The 15998-nt window shown below is 54.3% G+C and carries 15 protein-coding genes and 1 tRNA gene; 9 read left to right on the plus strand and 7 right to left on the minus strand.

Going from position 1 to position 15998, the window contains the following annotated elements:
* Positions 1 to 219: 219 nt before the first annotated feature.
* From HV318_RS12670 to HV318_RS12685, 4 genes are all read right to left on the minus strand, one after another.
* Positions 220 to 296: transfer RNA gene (locus HV318_RS12670), tRNA-Pro, on the minus strand.
* A 91-nt stretch (positions 297 to 387) separates the two neighbouring features.
* Positions 388 to 2079 (minus strand): kdo(2)-lipid A phosphoethanolamine 7''-transferase, encoded by a 1692-nt coding sequence (gene eptB / locus HV318_RS12675; protein ID WP_182273035.1) that lies wholly within the window; start codon positions 2077 to 2079, stop codon positions 388 to 390.
* A gap of 264 nt (positions 2080 to 2343) precedes the next feature.
* The gene (locus HV318_RS12680) at positions 2344 to 3546 is read right to left on the minus strand and encodes an L-lactate MFS transporter (RefSeq protein WP_182273036.1); all 1203 of its coding nucleotides are present in this window, start codon (positions 3544 to 3546) and stop codon (positions 2344 to 2346) included.
* A 238-nt stretch (positions 3547 to 3784) separates the two neighbouring features.
* A complete protein-coding gene (locus HV318_RS12685; RefSeq protein ID WP_182273037.1) occupies positions 3785 to 4483 on the minus strand; it encodes an autotransporter domain-containing protein in 699 nt (232 codons plus the stop codon).
* Between the two features lie 160 nt (positions 4484 to 4643).
* On the opposite strand from HV318_RS12685, the gene tag reads away from it, so the two are divergent.
* Together tag and HV318_RS12695 are read left to right on the plus strand one after the other, a co-directional pair.
* Entirely contained in the window at positions 4644 to 5225 is a 582-nt protein-coding gene (gene tag, locus HV318_RS12690) for a DNA-3-methyladenine glycosylase I (RefSeq protein WP_182273038.1), read from the plus strand.
* Complete coding sequence (locus HV318_RS12695; protein WP_182273039.1) at positions 5203 to 5649, plus strand: N-acetyltransferase; 447 nt, start codon at positions 5203 to 5205, stop codon at positions 5647 to 5649. The genes tag and HV318_RS12695 overlap by 23 nt, the downstream gene beginning before the upstream one ends.
* On the opposite strand, the gene HV318_RS12700 is transcribed toward HV318_RS12695, so the two are convergent.
* On the minus strand, positions 5612 to 7939 hold the full coding sequence (locus HV318_RS12700) for a molybdopterin guanine dinucleotide-containing S/N-oxide reductase (protein ID WP_182273040.1): 2328 nt from the start codon (positions 7937 to 7939) through the stop codon (positions 5612 to 5614). The genes HV318_RS12695 and HV318_RS12700 overlap by 38 nt on opposite strands.
* A 165-nt stretch (positions 7940 to 8104) precedes the next feature.
* On the opposite strand from HV318_RS12700, the gene HV318_RS12705 reads away from it, so the two are divergent.
* From HV318_RS12705 to ghrB, 6 genes are all read left to right on the plus strand, one after another.
* Complete coding sequence (locus HV318_RS12705; RefSeq protein ID WP_182273041.1) at positions 8105 to 8767, plus strand: OmpA family lipoprotein; 663 nt, start codon at positions 8105 to 8107, stop codon at positions 8765 to 8767.
* A 163-nt stretch (positions 8768 to 8930) separates the two neighbouring features.
* Entirely contained in the window at positions 8931 to 9947 is a 1017-nt protein-coding gene (locus HV318_RS12710; protein ID WP_182273042.1) for a LacI family DNA-binding transcriptional regulator, read from the plus strand.
* Between the two features lie 104 nt (positions 9948 to 10051).
* Positions 10052 to 10798 (plus strand): sugar phosphate isomerase/epimerase family protein, encoded by a 747-nt coding sequence (locus tag HV318_RS12715; RefSeq protein ID WP_182273043.1) that lies wholly within the window; start codon positions 10052 to 10054, stop codon positions 10796 to 10798.
* A 3-nt stretch (positions 10799 to 10801) separates the two neighbouring features.
* Complete coding sequence (locus HV318_RS12720) at positions 10802 to 11740, plus strand: sugar kinase (protein WP_182273044.1); 939 nt, start codon at positions 10802 to 10804, stop codon at positions 11738 to 11740.
* Between the two features lie 119 nt (positions 11741 to 11859).
* Entirely contained in the window at positions 11860 to 13140 is a 1281-nt protein-coding gene (locus HV318_RS12725) for an MFS transporter (RefSeq protein ID WP_182273045.1), read from the plus strand.
* A 26-nt stretch (positions 13141 to 13166) separates the two neighbouring features.
* Positions 13167 to 14144 (plus strand): glyoxylate/hydroxypyruvate reductase GhrB, encoded by a 978-nt coding sequence (gene ghrB / locus HV318_RS12730; RefSeq protein ID WP_182273046.1) that lies wholly within the window; start codon positions 13167 to 13169, stop codon positions 14142 to 14144.
* Positions 14145 to 14203: 59 nt separating this feature from the next.
* Here ghrB and cspE read toward each other — a convergent pair whose 3' ends face one another.
* Positions 14204 to 14416: a transcription antiterminator/RNA stability regulator CspE gene (gene cspE / locus HV318_RS12735; RefSeq protein ID WP_003860775.1), complete on the minus strand. Its 213-nt coding sequence runs from the start codon at positions 14414 to 14416 to the stop codon at positions 14204 to 14206.
* A gap of 246 nt (positions 14417 to 14662) precedes the next feature.
* Entirely contained in the window at positions 14663 to 15373 is a 711-nt protein-coding gene (locus tag HV318_RS12740; protein ID WP_182273047.1) for a DUF3053 domain-containing protein, read from the minus strand.
* A gap of 330 nt (positions 15374 to 15703) precedes the next feature.
* Between HV318_RS12740 and HV318_RS12745 the strand changes: the two genes are divergently transcribed.
* Positions 15704 to 15991: an HTH-type transcriptional regulator gene (locus HV318_RS12745; RefSeq protein WP_182273048.1), complete on the plus strand. Its 288-nt coding sequence runs from the start codon at positions 15704 to 15706 to the stop codon at positions 15989 to 15991.
* Positions 15992 to 15998: the final 7 nt, after the last annotated feature.

Here is a 15998-nt window from a genome sequence, read left to right on the forward strand (position 1 = left end):
TGCTGAGGTTATCCATAAGCAACGCGAAAAAAGATCAATCTATATATAAAAAAATACAATGGATTATGTCACAAAATCGTTAACAGGCAGGGAGACGCAGGGATAAGGGATGTTTTGGCAAGTCAGGATGAGTAACGCTCTAATGTAAAAAGAGCCAACCTTACGGTTAGCCCTTTTTTAAAAGCAAAAAACCCTGCTCTAAGAGCAGGGTTTCGAATGTGGTCGGCGAGAGAGGATTCGAACCTCCGACCCACTGGTCCCAAACCAGTTGCGCTACCAAGCTGCGCTACTCGCCGAATGCGGAGCGCATCTTACTGCTCTGGTGCACCCCCGTCAATCCCTTAATTTAAAAAAGCCATTCAACTGGCGATAAACTCGCCAGGCACGCTATTGCGCGGCTTTCGTGGTGCTCCCGGGGAGTTTGCACCAGTTATTATTTTCGTTAATACCGCCGTTCGGGGAGGTATAACCCAGACAGCCTAAAATGGTGTCGTACAGCTCAACGTGACGACGTGGCACCTTCATATCCGCTTCTTTCTTCAGCTGCGCAAACATCTTCGCCTTCTCCGGGTCTTCCAGATACTTATCCGACATCCACACCATCATCGGTACACGGAACTGCTCTGGCGGTGCCATTTTGCGCGGCGTACCGTGCAGGTGCTCGTACTCATTAATGGATTCACCGTGGTCTGCAGCATAGAACACAATTGCTTTCTTATCGCGAACCTGGTCAATCACCGTATCGATAAAGTGGTCAACATAGGTCACCGAGTTATCGTAGGAGTTGATCAGCTGCGCTTTGGTGCAGTCTTTATCCACACCGACACACTCCGGCGTCCATTTCGCAAAGCTGCGTGGATAGCGCTGCGTGTAGTTAAAGTGCGACCCTTTGGTATGCAGGATAATCATATGCTTACCCTTCGGGTTACCGTTCAGGGAGAGTTTCATCTCATCGATCAGCAGCATGTCATCGACGTTCTTACCGCGGTTACGCGGCTCAGCACCGATTTGCTCACGATAGGCAATGTTCTGTGCCATCGTATTGCTGTAGAACCACATCTCGCTTTGCATTGCGTATAAATCAGAGGTAAACCCAAGCTGGCGCAGCACGGAGAAGACGTTCTGTTCTTTCAGCGTACGCTGTGGGTTATCACTGGCCCCGCCCTCGCGCACGAACATGCAGCGTAAGGAGAGCTTCGTCGCGGTGTCGCAGGAATAGCCGCGATAGGCAACCAGGTTCTTCTCCTGCGCCAGTTTCGGCGTGGTATCCCGGTTGTAACCAAGGATCCCCATGTGATCCCAGCGGGTGGTTTCACCGATGATAAAGACGACGTAGGTGTCATCGATATCTTTTGGCGCTTCATAGGTAAACTTCTTCGCCGGGTTCATCAGCGATTTATTATCAGAAGACTCATCCACCTGTGCCCACGCGTATAACCCCAGCGCGGAGATCCAGTTAGACGGCAGATAAGAGTTTGCGACCACACCGCCATAGCTTGGCATATCAACGCCAGAGGTACGCTCGTCATATTTTTGCTTCACTTCCAGCAGGCGAATCGGCCCCCAGACCATCAGCCCGGCCAGCAGCACCAGCGCAACGCTTCGGATGCGTTGTCCGGGCGTACGAAGTTGATGCACCAGCGTATACCGGCAGCGGTTACTCCAGATAAGCAGCAACGGTAAGGCGCTGACAGCAATCACCCAGAGGACAAAATGCAGGCCAACCACCTCTTTCGACAAGTCGATATCCGTGGTCATGACCGAGGCAATAATGCCGTAGCCAATCACCACGTTCATAAAGGTCATGTAATAGCTGGCTCCCGCCGAGCACAACACGACAAATGAGGCCAGTACGCGCCACAGGCGTCGACCAAACAGTGAAAGCACACGAAGCAAACAGAATGTAGCCAATACCGCAGCGACTAATTCGACGACCGCTGCAATTCCTTTCCAGACGGTAAAATCTTGCGCGTATCCATCAAATCGACGGAAGAAAACTGCGCCATTCATAAACAGGCCGATGTACAACGCCAGCAAAAAACTCAGCTTTTGTTGTGCCATCGATTTAATGTATTTCATGCAAGCAACCCGGAAAAAGGGACAGTAACGCCATCCACCTTTGTAGTAAAAGTGAACAGCTTAAATATTCGCTTCAGGGATCGTTATCAGCAAACGTCTACAAGCGTGGTAAGTAGACCACAGGGGAAAGAAAAAGTGGCAGCAGAGTGTGTGATCGCGACAGTTTTTTACAAAAAAGAAAATCCGTAACCGAACGTGGTGCTCAACCCTTTCGTTTTCAGAGACAAAAAAAAGGCCGGAACCCCGGCCTTTTCGATACATAAATTACGCATGCGCTTCTTTAAATATTTCGCGCTGCGGCTGGCGAATGGTTGTCGACAGCGCCAGAGAAATAATTAACAAGGCGAATATCACGCAGAACGTCACATAGAACCCACCGAACAGCGAAGCAATAAGCGAACCGCAAATACTGCCGATACCGAAGCCTAAGTATATGACACCGTAGTTTTTCGCCAGGTTATTCAGACCAAAGAATTCGCTCACCAGCGACGGGAAGACCGTAATCGTGCCGCCAAAGTTAAAGGCCACACAGGCAATCGCCGCAAAGAAGGTGGCTTCATTCAGGGGTGCAAACAACAGAGCCGCCATGCCCACCAGTGACACCACCTGCCCCAGCGTAATAACGCGGATACGGGCAATCTTATCAGACAGGATCCCCAGCACCAGACGACCAGAAAGGTTGGCGATGGAGATAACGGTCACCGCATTGGCCGCCGTCGCGGCATCCAGTTTGACCATCCCCTGAGCGATATCTTTTGCCACACCAATCACATACAGACCGCTCATGCACGCCGTCAGGAACATCACCGCCAGCATCCAGTATTGAGGCTTACGCATGGACTGAGCCAGCGTGAAGTCATTCTCCACCACGCCGTTAACGGTTTTCACTGCCTGTTGAGGCGCATCTTTCATCAGCATTGCGCCGAACAGAATCATCACCAGCACAATCACGCCCCAGATCATGAAGGTCTTTTCGAGGCCCACGGTGGCCAGAAGATGGGAGTCGATAAATTTGAACCCGAGGCTACCCAGGCCATAAGAACCGATAGCAAACGCAGAGATTAAACCTTTACGCTCCGGGAACCACTTCACGCAGTTAGACAGCGTCAGCAGGTAACCCGCACCGTCCGCCAACCCAACCAGCACCCCGGCGCTCAGCCACAGCATCATCAGGTTGTTTGAATGTGCCGTGAGGAAAAAGCCCACCCCCAACAGGATCCCGGAAGCCATCGTGACACGCTTAACGCCGAAACGCTCCTGCAGTTTACCTGCGATGGAAGAGGAAAGTGCCAGCCCCAGGCTCAGCAAGCCGAAGGAGAACGCGACCTGGCTAACCGGCGCACCGATCTTATCGGAAAGCGCGCTATTAAACAGGCTCCAGGTATAGACCGACCCCAGTGCAAACTGGGTGACGATAGTGCCAAAAAGCGTCAGCCAACGCGTACGGTTATAAGTTGATGTGTTCATGGCCGTTGTCCTGCAAGAGAAATTAAGGGAATTCGCTGAGGACAACGATAAACAAAACCTTAAAACAACTGGGGGAAAACGGCATGAAATGCAGGAGAGACGGAATGAAATGCCTGGAATCAGGAATGAATGACCTTGCCGGGGAATGAAGCGATCGCGTGTTAGTGACCGCTATCGCTGCAATCCCCGCCGTTATTGTATTCAAGATGTTATCGTAAGGTTGAAAAAAGTGATAACGCTAAAAATTAGCACTCACACCCAGGGAATACATAAACTGCTCACCCGTCGCGGTACCTTCCCCCTGAGCTAAGGATGCATAGGCCGCCATATGCGTGTTCAACGGGATATCCGTTCCGACCGTCACATCCACCCAACTCCCGTTTTGTGCGGGCGCGGGCGTCTGCGGCATCCCAAACTGGGATTTCCACTGGTTTACACCAAACTGCTGGTTAACGCTAATCTGCGCCCAGGGGTGAAGGTCGCCATATTGCGTATCCACACGCCAGCCAAGCGTGCTCACGCTGGCATGCCAGAGCGGATCGGTGGAAGCCTGCGTTGTCACACCATCACCAAACTCATTAATCATCATGGGGGCGGAGCCGTCATAACGCCATCCCATCACCGGGCCGGTCGTCACATGGCCAGACACCGGGAAATTCCAGCCCACGCTCATCCCGTCCTCTGCAGAGGAACCAGAAGGGAGGTTCAGGGCAAACCCGGGCATGTTTTGCGACGACTTCATTCGCTCAGCGAGGATCTCCTCGTAACGCGGTTGGTGATCCGCATCCCATGTATAGCGTTCCGCCGTATTACTTTGTGCGTCTGAAACGATATATTCCTGTTGCCAGGCAGACGCTGTATTACAAAAAAACAAACAGGCAGAGATCCCCACCAGGCCAGAGACAGCATGGCAGCCACTGATTTTTTTTATCATCATCAAAGCGACTCCAGAAAGAGCCGAATTCGGCGATATTTGTCATTGTTTAGGAAGAGGTTTGAAGGCATATAGCCTTGTATTAACTATTGTCTTTTTAGCAGACACGTCAAGCCTGACAGATTGAAATTTGCGATTTCAGTATCAATAAGGGAGATAACTTATGCAACGTTGCGGTTGGGTAAGCCAGGATCAGCTCTATATCGACTATCACGATCGGGAATGGGGCGTGCCAGAAACTGACGGTAAAAAGCTCTTTGAGATGATCTGCCTGGAGGGACAGCAGGCGGGTTTGTCATGGATTACGGTACTGAAAAAACGGGAAAATTACCGCAATGCCTTCCACCAGTTCGATCCCACTACGGTCGCCGCGATGACCGACGAGGATGTGGAGCGGCTGGTGCTGGATGCTGGAATTATCCGCCATCGCGGTAAGATCCAGGCCATTATCGGCAACGCACGTGCATATCTTGCGATGGAGCAAAACGGCGAGCCATTTTCGGAATTTGTCTGGTCATTTGTGAATAACGATCCAAAAATCACACAGGCTGCCACGCTTGCGGAGATCCCAACCTCCACACCCGCGTCCGATGCCCTTTCTAAAGCGCTGAAAAAACGCGGCTTTAAATTCGTGGGCACCACCATCTGTTACTCCTTTATGCAGGCCTGTGGGCTGGTCAACGACCACATTACGGGCTGCTTCTGTCATCCTGAGGGCCACTATGATCCGCAAATGGCAAAGTGATAATGCCGATCCGCTTCTGCGTCTGTGGCTTGAAAGCACCACGGAGGCGCATCCGTTTATCAATGCAAACTACTGGAAAGAGAATGAAAGCATGGTGCGGGATGTTTACCTGCCCGCCGCCGAAACCTGGGTCTGGGAGGAAGACGGTATACCGCGCGGATTTATCAGCGTCATGCAGTCGCAATTTGTGGGTGCGCTGTTTGTCTCCACGCCGTTCATCGGGAAAGGGATTGGGCAGGCGCTGCTGAACCATGTTCAACAGCGCTTCCCGTATTTAAGCCTGGAGGTGTACCAGAAAAATGTCCGGGCGGTAAATTTCTATCATGCTCAGGGTTTTCGCATCGAAGACAGCGCCTGGCAGGATGATACCCAACACCCGACGTGGATCATGAGCTGGCAGGCGGATCAAACGCCGTTAACGTAAGCGCTGGCCCCTGGTATTTCTCAACCCAGGCCAGTGCCGTATTTCCCGCACACCCGTTCCCCAGCTTCGAGCTGGGGAGATCTTTGGTCAGCACGTTAACCGCCCCGTTTTTACAAATGCCACCTTCGCTCAACGCCAGATCCGGCCACGCCCCCTGGTGAATACAGATAACACCAGGTTTAATCCCGTCGTTCACTACCGCCCCCGCCAGAACCTGTCCACGCGAGTTCCAGACGCGCACCACGTCGCCGTCGGCAATCCCGCGCGCTTTGGCATCATCGGTATGCAGGGTGACGGGCTCACGCCCGGCAACCGCGTACTGCTCGCGCAGCGACGTATAGTTAAGCTGGCTATGCAGGCGATGCGCCGGATGGGCAGACAACACCTGGAGCTGCTCCGTCTGAGCGTTGCCGTGCCACTCGTCCGGCTCCAGCCATGTGGGATGCGGCGGACAGTCAGCATAGCCAAAGCTGGCGATACGCTGGCTGTAAAGCACGATTTTCCCGCTCTCAGTTTTCAGCGGATGGGTCTGCGGGTCGCGGCGGAAATCGGCGAAGCGCACAAATTGCGCGTTCTGCTCGCTCTCCGGCATTTCGAAGATGTCGTTCGCTTCCCAGAACTCAGCAAACGGCGGTAACGTCACCCCCTGAGAAGCACCACGCTGGCTGGCGATCTGGTAGAACGTCTCCAGCCATTCCAGCTCCGTTTTGCCCTCCGTAAAACGCTCGCGCCCGCCGGCTTCCCAGCGTTCGCTCAGGTCGGCAAAGACATCAAAATCATCACGCGCGTCATCCCGTGGAGCCACAACACGCTTCATCGGCACCATGTGCTGGTTGCTGTAATCGCCGGTCATGGTGAGATCGTTACGTTCGAATGAGGTGGTGGCAGGCAAAACAATATCGGCATGTCTGGCCGACGCAGTCCAGAAGCATTCGGAGATCACCACCAGCTCCGGCTTCTGCCAGGCTCGGATCAGGCGGTTAGTATCCTGATGGTGGGTAAAGTTCGCGCCGCCTGCCCACCAGACAAAGCGGATATCCGGGAAGTGGCGATCCAGACCGTTGTGCTGATAAAACCCACCCGGGTTTTCCAGGGCTTCAACAATACGTGCCACCGGGATTTTATCAACCGCGTCCACACCACCCTGTAACGCCCCCTGCATGGAGGCCAGCACTGCCGCTTTACGCGTTGGGTTACCGCCATTAGCAAAGTGATAAGAGAGCCCAAAACCACCGCCCGGGGTACCAATCTGTCCAAGCATTGCGGCCAGCGTCACCAGCATCCAGTGTTTCTGCTCGCCAAACTGCTGGCGCTGCATCCCCCAGCCGGACATCAGCATGGTGGTATTGTTATGGAACAATTCTGCCAGTTCGCGAATTTTAGCGGCATCTACGCCACAAATTGCTGCCGCCCACTCTGCCGTTTTGACCACACCGTCGGTGTTGCCCGTCAGGTAATCGGCAAATTTGTCAAAGCCGGTGGTACAGCGCGCGAGGAAATCGTCGTCCAGCCAGCCATTCTCAACCAGCGTATGGGCGATCCCCAGCATCAGTGCGACGTCGGTGCCCATATGTGGGGCAATCCACTCGGCGCGATCGCCGAAGAAATCCATCGTTTCGGAACGCATCGGATCGATGCAAATGATGCGCTTACCGCTTTTGCGCAGCGCGTCAAAATACGGGATGCCCTGCTCGTCGGTGGCATTCCAGGCAATTTTCAGCGTATTAAGCGGGTTGGCACTCCACAGCACCACCACATCGGTGTACTCCAGCACCAGCGGCCAGCTGGTCTGCTGTTGGTAAACCTCATTCCCGCCCACGACATACGGCATGATCGCCTGCACCGCACCGGTAGAGTAGTCGCCCAGATGACCGGTATAACCTCCGGCCAGGCTCATGTAGCGCTGAAGCAGGGTCGAGGCCTTATGCAGCACGCCGTTGGAACGCCAGCCGTAAGATCCGGCAAAAATGGACGACGGGCCGTAGCTGTCGCGGATACGCTTATGCTGAGCATGGATCAGCGAAAGGGCATCATCCCAGCTCACGCGGACAAACTCATCCTGGCCACGAATACCCTGTGGCTTATCCGGCGATGCCAGAAATCCTTTACGTACCATCGGCCAGCGCACGCGGGTTTTGCTATGCACCTGCTCACGCACAACAGTCTGTAACGAGTTGGGATATTGCCCGGGTAATGCTCCACGGGATGACAGAACATTCTCGCCATCCGTTTCGACCAGCATCGGTCCCCAGTGGGCGGCGGTCAGAATCGTTTTTGTTGATGTGCTCAAGCGTGCGCTCCTGATTACGTGCAGGTTTACGGCCTTCTTATTGAGGCTGCGTTTATGGTTTGACACAAATTTCAGAGTTATACCCGGAATTTTTTCCGTATCGGGACGTCATAATCAACTGCCGCGCTCGTCGTGGCAAAGAATAAAAAGGATTAAGGAAATAAGATGAAAAAACGCGTACTCGTTATTGCCGCTCTGGTGAGCGGTGCCCTGGCTGTTTCTGGCTGCACAACAAACCCTTACACTGGCGAACGTGAAGCGGGTAAATCCGGCATCGGCGCGGGTATTGGCTCGCTGGTAGGGGCTGGCGTTGGCGCGCTTTCCTCCTCCAAGAAAGATCGCGGTAAAGGCGCGCTGATTGGCGCAGCGGCAGGTGCAGCACTGGGCGGCGGCGTAGGTTATTACATGGATGTGCAGGAAGCGAAACTGCGCGAAAAAATGCAGGGAACCGGTGTGAGTGTGACGCGTAGTGGCGATAACATCATCCTGAACATGCCAAACAACGTGACCTTCGACAGCAGCAGTGCAACGCTGAAACCTGCGGGCGCAAACACCCTGACCGGCGTGGCGATGGTACTGAAAGAGTACAACAAGACTGCCGTAAACGTGATGGGTTACACTGACAGCACTGGCAGCCAGGATCTGAACATGCGTCTGTCCCAGCAGCGTGCCGATTCCGTGGCCAGCTCTCTCATCACCCAGGGTGTTGAAGCGAACCGTATCCGCACCCGCGGTATGGGCCCGGCTAACCCAATCGCCAGCAACAGCACGGCGGAAGGTAAAGCGCAGAACCGCCGCGTAGAGATCACCTTAAGCCCGGTTCAGTAGGTGGAAGCAAAACGGCAACATTCGTTGCCGTTTTTAGTGTTTGCGCCCTCTCCCGTGGGAGAGGGTCGGGGTGAGGGCACCAAGCCGCACCTTCCGACATGAACCACTTGCCATCATTGATTTTCCCGCTAAGGTGTTCTCACTCACTACAAGGACATCAGCGATGAGCAAATCAGCACGGGCCACCATCAGCGACGTGGCGAAAGCCGCAAAAACCGGTAAAACCAGCATTTCGCGCTATCTCAATGGCGAGAAACACCTGCTTTCCGATGCGCTACTGGCACGTATTGAACAAGCCATTGCCGATCTCGACTACCGCCCCAGCCTTATGGCCCGTGGCCTTAAGCGTGGTCGTACCCGCCTTATCGGGCTTATCATCGCCGACATTACCAACCCCTATTCCGTTAACGTGCTGAGCGGTATCGAAGCTGCCTGCCGGGAAAAAGGGTTCACGCCACTGGTCTGTAACACCAACAACGAAGTCGACCAGGAGCTGCATTACCTGGATCTGCTGCGCAGTTACCAGGTGGAGGGTATCGTGGTAAATGCCGTGGGCATGCGCGAAGAGGGGCTGAACAGACTGCAGCAATCTTCCCTGCCAATGGTGCTTATCGACCGTAAAATCCCGGAATTCGCCTGCGATGTGGTCGGGCTGGATAACACCCAGGCCGCCACCACCGCCACCGAGCATCTTATCGAGCAGGGCTTCGAAGCGATCCTGTTCCTGAGCGAACCGCTGGGCATGGTCAATACCCGTCGTGAGCGTCTTGCCGCATTTCGTGCCACGTTAGCGCGTTTTCCCGGTGTAATCGCTGAAAATGCTGAAATTCCTCTGCACGAAGCCGACCGGCTCGACAATACCCTTCGTCAGTTCCACACCCGACATCGCGGTATGCGTAAAGCGGTGATCTCCGCCAACGGCGCGCTGACGCTGCAGGTCGCCCGCTCGCTGAAACGCATTGGCCTGCACTGGGGCAGTGATATTGGTCTGCTGGGGTTTGATGAACTCGAATGGGCGGAACTGGCGGGAGTGGGGATCACCACCCTCAAACAGCCCACCTGGCAGATCGGCTATGCCGCTGTTGAACAAGTCGTTCGTCGCATTGAAGGTGCCAGCGACGCCGTGCGTGAGCAGGTCTTCTCCGGCGAGCTGATCGTTCGCGGCTCAACTGCCCGTTAAATTCCCCTTCGTGATGCCGATCATAAATTCAACATCCTGAGCTTTTCTTTGGAACCGGTTCCATCTAGCGTAATACTATCGATGCGTTGTGATGGAGTCGGGTAATGAGCAGGAAAATAATGGTAGTCACCGCCGCGTATGGCGCGGAACAGGTGCGACAGGCTGGCGGTCAACGGGCAATGCTTCCCGTCATTGCCGGTGCGGGTGCCGACGGCGTAGAGATCCGTCGCGAGCTGTTCAACAGTGAGGAGTTACTGGCTCTGCCTGCGCTGGGTGAATCAATTGAACTGCTGGGACTGCTCGCGTGTTATTCCGCGCCCGCCGCCCTGTTTATGCCCGACGGCACGCTCAACCCGGATCTGCCGCGTTATCTCTCCGAAGCCAGCACGCTGAACGCCCTGTGGCTCAAGGTTTCGCTGGGTCATTTCAGCGGCAACCCCCCTGAAGCGTTGCGCACGCTGCTCAATGAAAGCGGTATGGCACTGGTGGTCGAAAACGATCAGACCGACTGCGGCCAGCTTGCTCCCATGCAGCGCTTCCAGACCGCCTGCCGGGAGATGGCATTGCCCGTCACGCTGACGTTCGATATGGGCAACTGGCTGTGGGTCGGCGACTCGCCGGAAGAAGCCGCACACCATCTGGCCCCCGCCGTGAGCTATATCCACGTTAAAGCCGCCGTGCCGCATAAGACACAGTTCCGTGCCGTTGCGCCCGATCGCGCCGACGCACGCTGGCTGGATTTGCTCAATCAGCTGCCTGCCGATGCCCCGCGTGGTATCGAGTTCCCGCTGGAAGGGGCGGATTTAACCGCGGTTACCCGCCATTACGTAAACCTGCTGCGTGAGGAGTAAACCATGCACAAGACGCTGGATGTGATCACCATCGGCGAGGCCATGACCATGTTTGTCGCCACCGAAACGGGCGAACTGAGCACGGTAGAACACTTTATTAAACGCGTGGCGGGTGCAGAGCTGAATGTGGCAACCGGCCTGGCACGCCTCGGTCTGGACGTTGGCTGGGTGAGTCGGGTGGGTGATGACAGCTTTGGTCGTTTCGTCCTGAACTCGTTGAAAAAAGAGGGTATTGATGCCACAGGCGTTACGCTCGACGGACGCTTCGCGACCGGTTTTCAGCTGAAATCTAAGGTTGAAAATGGAACCGATCCCATCGTGGAGTATTTCCGTAAAGGATCGGCGGCAAGCCACCTTTCTGTGGAAGATTACCATGCCCACTATTTCGCCAGCGCGCGCCATTTGCACCTGAGCGGCGTTGCTGCGGCACTGTCTGCCAGCTCGTATGAATTGCTCGATCACGCGGCAACGACAATGAAAGCGCAGGGCAAAACGATCTCTTTCGATCCGAACCTGCGTCCGGTGCTGTGGAAAAGTGAAGCGGAAATGGTCGAAAAGCTGAACCGTCTGGCATTCCAGGCGGACTGGGTTCTGCCTGGTGTAAAAGAAGGGATGATCCTCACGGGTGAAAATACCCCTGAAGGAATTGCCGATTTTTACCTGAACAACGGGGTAAAAACCGTGGTGCTGAAAACCGGAGCCGATGGCGCATGGTTTAAAACGGCCGACGGTGAGCAAGGTGCGGTCGCGGCGGTAAAAGTTGAGAACGTGGTCGATACCGTGGGTGCGGGCGATGGCTTTGCCGTGGGAGTGATCAGTGCCCTGCTGGAAGGCAAACCACTGCATCAGGCCGTGGCACGGGGGAACAAAATTGGCTCGCTGGCGATCCAGGTGCAGGGCGACAGCGAAGGATTACCAACACGAGCACAACTCGAATCTTAAGTTCCCTCTCCCTGTGGGAGAGGGTCAGGGTGAGGGCAATAACCCGCACCAAATAACATTAAACCACCGTGTACCCTACATACAACGGCGGTACCAACCTCAACAACAGAGGCAAGCCTATGAACAGTTCGACCAATGCAGTAAAACGCTGGTGGTACATCATGCCCATCGTGTTCATCACGTACAGCCTGGCGTACCTTGATCGTGCCAATTTCAGTTTCGCTTCCGCCGCAGGGATCACCGAAGACCTCGGGATCACCAAAGGTGTTTCATCACTCCTGGGTGCCCTTTTCTTCCTGGGCTACTTCTTCTTCCAGATCCCTGGCGCTATCTACGCGGAACGCCGCAGCGTACGCAAACTGATCTTCATCTGTCTGATCCTGTGGGGCGTCTGTGCGTCACTCACTGGCGTGGTGAATAATATTCCGGCGCTGGCTGCCATTCGCTTTATCCTCGGGGTGGTTGAGGCGGCGGTGATGCCCGCAATGCTCATCTACATCAGCAACTGGTTTACTAAATCCGAGCGTTCACGTGCGAACACGTTCCTGATCCTCGGTAACCCGGTCACCGTACTGTGGATGTCTGTCGTTTCTGGCTACCTGATCCAGTCCTTTGGCTGGCGCGAAATGTTTATCATCGAAGGGATCCCGGCGGTTATCTGGGCATTCTGCTGGTGGGCGCTGGTCAAAGATAAGCCTGCCCAGGCAAAATGGCTCTCTGAAGATGAAAAAGCCGCGTTGCAGGCGCAGCTGGATAAAGAGCAGCAAGGTCTGAAAGCGGTGCGTAACTACGGTGAGGCCTTCCGTTCCCGCAACGTGGTGCTGCTGTGCATGCAGTATTTCACCTGGAGCATTGGCGTGTACGGCTTCGTGCTGTGGCTGCCATCCATTATCCGCAGCGGCGGCGAAAACCTTGGTATGGTAGAAGTGGGCTGGCTGTCGTCCGTACCTTACCTGGCAGCCACCATCGCAATGATTGTCGCGTCATGGGCGTCAGACAAGCTGCAGAACCGTAAGCTGTTTGTCTGGCCGCTGCTGCTGATCGCTGCCTTCGCTTTCATTGGCTCCTGGGCCGTGGGGGCTAACCACTTCTGGATCTCTTACACCCTGCTGGTCATTGCCGGTGCAGCAATGTACGCCCCGTATGGCCCATTCTTTGCCATCATCCCGGAGATGCTGCCGCGTAACGTGGCAGGTGGTGCGATGGCACTGATCAACAGTATGGGTGCGCTGGGTTCGTTCTGTGGCTCCTGGTTTGTGGGCTATCTGAACGGCGCAACCGGCAGCCCGTCAGCCTCGTACATCTTTATGGGGGTAGCGCTTTTCACCTCAGTGTGGCTAACTCTGATTGTAAAGCCTGCTAATAATCAACAACTCCCTGTCGGCGCACGTCACGCCTGACCCCTTAAAAATCAACGGAGATTAGCATGAAGCCGTCCGTCATTTTGTATAAAGCACTGCCTGAAAATCTGCAAAAACGCCTGGAAGACCACTTCACCGTGACCCGGGTGAAGGATCTTAGCCCGGACACCGTGGCGCAGCACGCTGATGTGTTCGCCAGCGCCGCAGGTCTGCTGGGTTCCAGTGAGAAAGTGGATGTCGCTTTGCTTAAGAAAATGCCGAAGCTTCATGCTGCTTCAACGGTTTCCGTGGGGTATGACAACTTCGACGTAGACGCACTTAACGCCCGCAAAATCCTGCTGATGCACACGCCACATGCCCTGACGGAAACCGTGGCCGACACGCTGATGGCGCTGGTGCTCAGCACTGCCCGTCGTGTGGTGGAAGTGGCCGAACGCGTCAAAGCCGGTGAATGGACAAAGAGCATTGGTCCGGACTGGTTCGGCGTGGATGTCCACGGCAAAACGCTGGGGATTGTCGGGATGGGTCGTATCGGTCTGGCACTGGCGCAGCGCGCGCATTTCGGTTTTAACATGCCGATTCTGTACAACGCGCGTCGTCGCCACAACGAAGCGGAAGAACGTTTCAACGCCCGTTACTGCGAACTGGATACCCTTTTACAGGAGGCGGATTACGTCTGCCTGATCCTGCCACTGACAGATGAAACTCATCATCTGATTGGCAAAGCCGCGTTTGAAAAGATGAAGAAGTCGGCCATTTTCATCAATGCGGGTCGTGGCCCGGTGGTGGACGAAAAGGCGCTGATCGAAGCACTGCAAAACGGTGAGATCCACGCCGCCGGTCTGGACGTGTTTGAACAAGAGCCTCTTCCGCTGGACTCCCCGCTACTGACACTCCCCAACGTGGTAGCATTGCCCCACATCGGCTCGGCGACCCATGAGACGCGCTATAACATGGCAGCCACTGCGGTAGACAACCTCATCGCCGCACTTGGCGGAGGAAAAGTTGAGAGAAACTGCGTCAACCCACAGGTTCAACAGTAGAAACGAAAAAACCCGCCAGAAGGCGGGTTTTTAAATTCATTTGCTACTGGGTTGGAAGCTTACAGGCTTACAACGTTACCAGCTGCTGGGCCTTTAGCGCCGCTTTCGATGGTGAAGGAAACTTTCTGACCTTCGTCCAGAGATTTGTAGCCATCGTTCTGGATAGCAGAGAAGTGTACGAACACGTCTTTAGAGCCATCGTCAGGAGTGATGAAGCCGAAACCTTTATCAGCGTTGAACCATTTTACCAGACCAGTCATTTTAGCAGACATAGAAATTACCTTATTAACAAATATATTGTGCCTTCCGGCTTGATGGGTTGCGTTACAGATTTTTAAGCGATGAAGGAAGGGTCACTACGAAGGGTATCTATGGATAACAATCTGGACTGCTTTACTAAACTGCTTTAGGTCTGTGTAACAAACCGACAGGCACTGTTATACCGATGTGGTAGATGAATGACAAGCGTTATTTTAGACACGTATAAAAAACCCCGCACCAGGCGGGGTTTTTTTGGTTTATTCGGTGGCCGTCACCGCTGTACTCCACGCCTGGCTAAACGCCTGGTGCTGAGAAGCCAGCGGCCCAATCAGCGTATTGTACTGACTTGCCTGCTGTGAGGTCGGGAACTGAATACCGTTCGCAACAAAGCTCACCTGAGTTCCCTGCTGGGAAATGTAATCCCCAACCTGAACCAGCTGTTGTGTGAAGATCTGCGCGGCCGGGATCAGCGGTTGCATGGCGTCAGAAGGTTTAGTGACCACTTTCTCATACACCTTGTCGAAGACCGGCTTGAGATCGTCGCCCTGCTTCAGCGCTGAACGCGAAGCATCCGCCTGCATTTTCGCATTCTGCAGCTGCTGGCTCAGCACGCCGAGCGCACCGTTGGACTGGCGCAGCGGTTCACGCTGGGTCACATAATCCTGTGGTACACGGATGGCATTAACGCTATCCAGCACCGGGCGAAGACCTGAATCCATCGCCTGGCTCACCTGCTGTGAATAACCATACAGAATGGCGTAATCGGACACGAAGGGGCCAAACTGTTTTTTCTGATCCGCAGTCAGCGTTGGTAAACGCTCGCCGCTGCGCATCACCGTATTCTGCAGAAAATCGATAAACGCTTTGCGCTGATCGCCTTCCTTATCGAAACACCCACTCAGGCTAACAACCATCAACAACGCCGCAACAGGCGCAAACCAGCGAGAGCAGGACTTTCCTGTCGCCATTTTATTACTCCTTTCACCCAAAAAAGCGCACACCGGCACACGCGTGCCCGACGTTGACAAGGATAGTCCAGGTCAGCCTTGCAAGATACTCTTTTCATGCAAAACGGCTATTGCCGTTTTAATACTGTCAATTTACAAAAAAAATATGCTGCAGGCCGGTTTCTGAATAATCAGTCAATTAGGCTGAACACCCCTTCTGCTGAAACGCATGTCGTCATGGCAACCGCACGATTAATCACAACCACAGCGATCCTCCCCCTTTTTACCGACTATTCTTAATTGGCTCTCTGATGTTCACGATCCCGCAGTGTGATTTAAGAGGAGTTCTCAATGGAATACAAAGATCCTGAGTTTGAGCTGTTGAGTAGTCTGGAACAGATTGTTTTTAAAGACGTACCGCAGGCATTTACCCTACAACAAAAATCCAACCCCTTTACAGAATTTGAACAATTGCGCAAAGGGACGGGACTGAAAACAGATGAATTCGCCCGAGAAATGGGTGTCAGCGTGGCGATGGTGCTGGAGTGGGAGTCAAAACGTGTCAAACCCTCCGCCACCGAGTTAAAACTGATGCGTCTGATTCAGGCCAATCCGGCACTCAGCAAACAGATAGCATAGTCTAAGA

The sequence above is a fragment of the Enterobacter sp. RHBSTW-00901 genome (assembly GCF_014103115.1).
In the GTDB taxonomy this organism is placed as follows: Bacteria; Pseudomonadota; Gammaproteobacteria; order Enterobacterales; family Enterobacteriaceae; genus Enterobacter; species Enterobacter cloacae_P.

Excerpts from the sequence above, each read along its gene's own strand:
- eptB (WP_182273035.1), bottom strand. The coding sequence starts at position 2,079 with ATGAAATACATTAAATCGATGGCACAACAAAAGCTGAGTTTTTTGCTG.
- HV318_RS12680 (WP_182273036.1), bottom strand. The coding sequence starts at position 3,546 with ATGAACACATCAACTTATAACCGTACGCGTTGGCTGACGCTTTTTGGC.
- HV318_RS12685 (WP_182273037.1), bottom strand. The coding sequence starts at position 4,483 with ATGATGATAAAAAAAATCAGTGGCTGCCATGCTGTCTCTGGCCTGGTG.
- tag (WP_182273038.1), top strand. The coding sequence starts at position 4,644 with ATGCAACGTTGCGGTTGGGTAAGCCAGGATCAGCTCTATATCGACTAT.
- HV318_RS12695 (WP_182273039.1), top strand. The coding sequence starts at position 5,203 with ATGATCCGCAAATGGCAAAGTGATAATGCCGATCCGCTTCTGCGTCTG.
- HV318_RS12705 (WP_182273041.1), top strand. The coding sequence starts at position 8,105 with ATGAAAAAACGCGTACTCGTTATTGCCGCTCTGGTGAGCGGTGCCCTG.
- HV318_RS12710 (WP_182273042.1), top strand. The coding sequence starts at position 8,931 with ATGAGCAAATCAGCACGGGCCACCATCAGCGACGTGGCGAAAGCCGCA.
- HV318_RS12715 (WP_182273043.1), top strand. The coding sequence starts at position 10,052 with ATGAGCAGGAAAATAATGGTAGTCACCGCCGCGTATGGCGCGGAACAG.
- HV318_RS12720 (WP_182273044.1), top strand. The coding sequence starts at position 10,802 with ATGCACAAGACGCTGGATGTGATCACCATCGGCGAGGCCATGACCATG.
- HV318_RS12725 (WP_182273045.1), top strand. The coding sequence starts at position 11,860 with ATGAACAGTTCGACCAATGCAGTAAAACGCTGGTGGTACATCATGCCC.
- ghrB (WP_182273046.1), top strand. The coding sequence starts at position 13,167 with ATGAAGCCGTCCGTCATTTTGTATAAAGCACTGCCTGAAAATCTGCAA.
- cspE (WP_003860775.1), bottom strand. The coding sequence starts at position 14,416 with ATGTCTGCTAAAATGACTGGTCTGGTAAAATGGTTCAACGCTGATAAA.
- HV318_RS12740 (WP_182273047.1), bottom strand. The coding sequence starts at position 15,373 with ATGGCGACAGGAAAGTCCTGCTCTCGCTGGTTTGCGCCTGTTGCGGCG.
- HV318_RS12745 (WP_182273048.1), top strand. The coding sequence starts at position 15,704 with ATGGAATACAAAGATCCTGAGTTTGAGCTGTTGAGTAGTCTGGAACAG.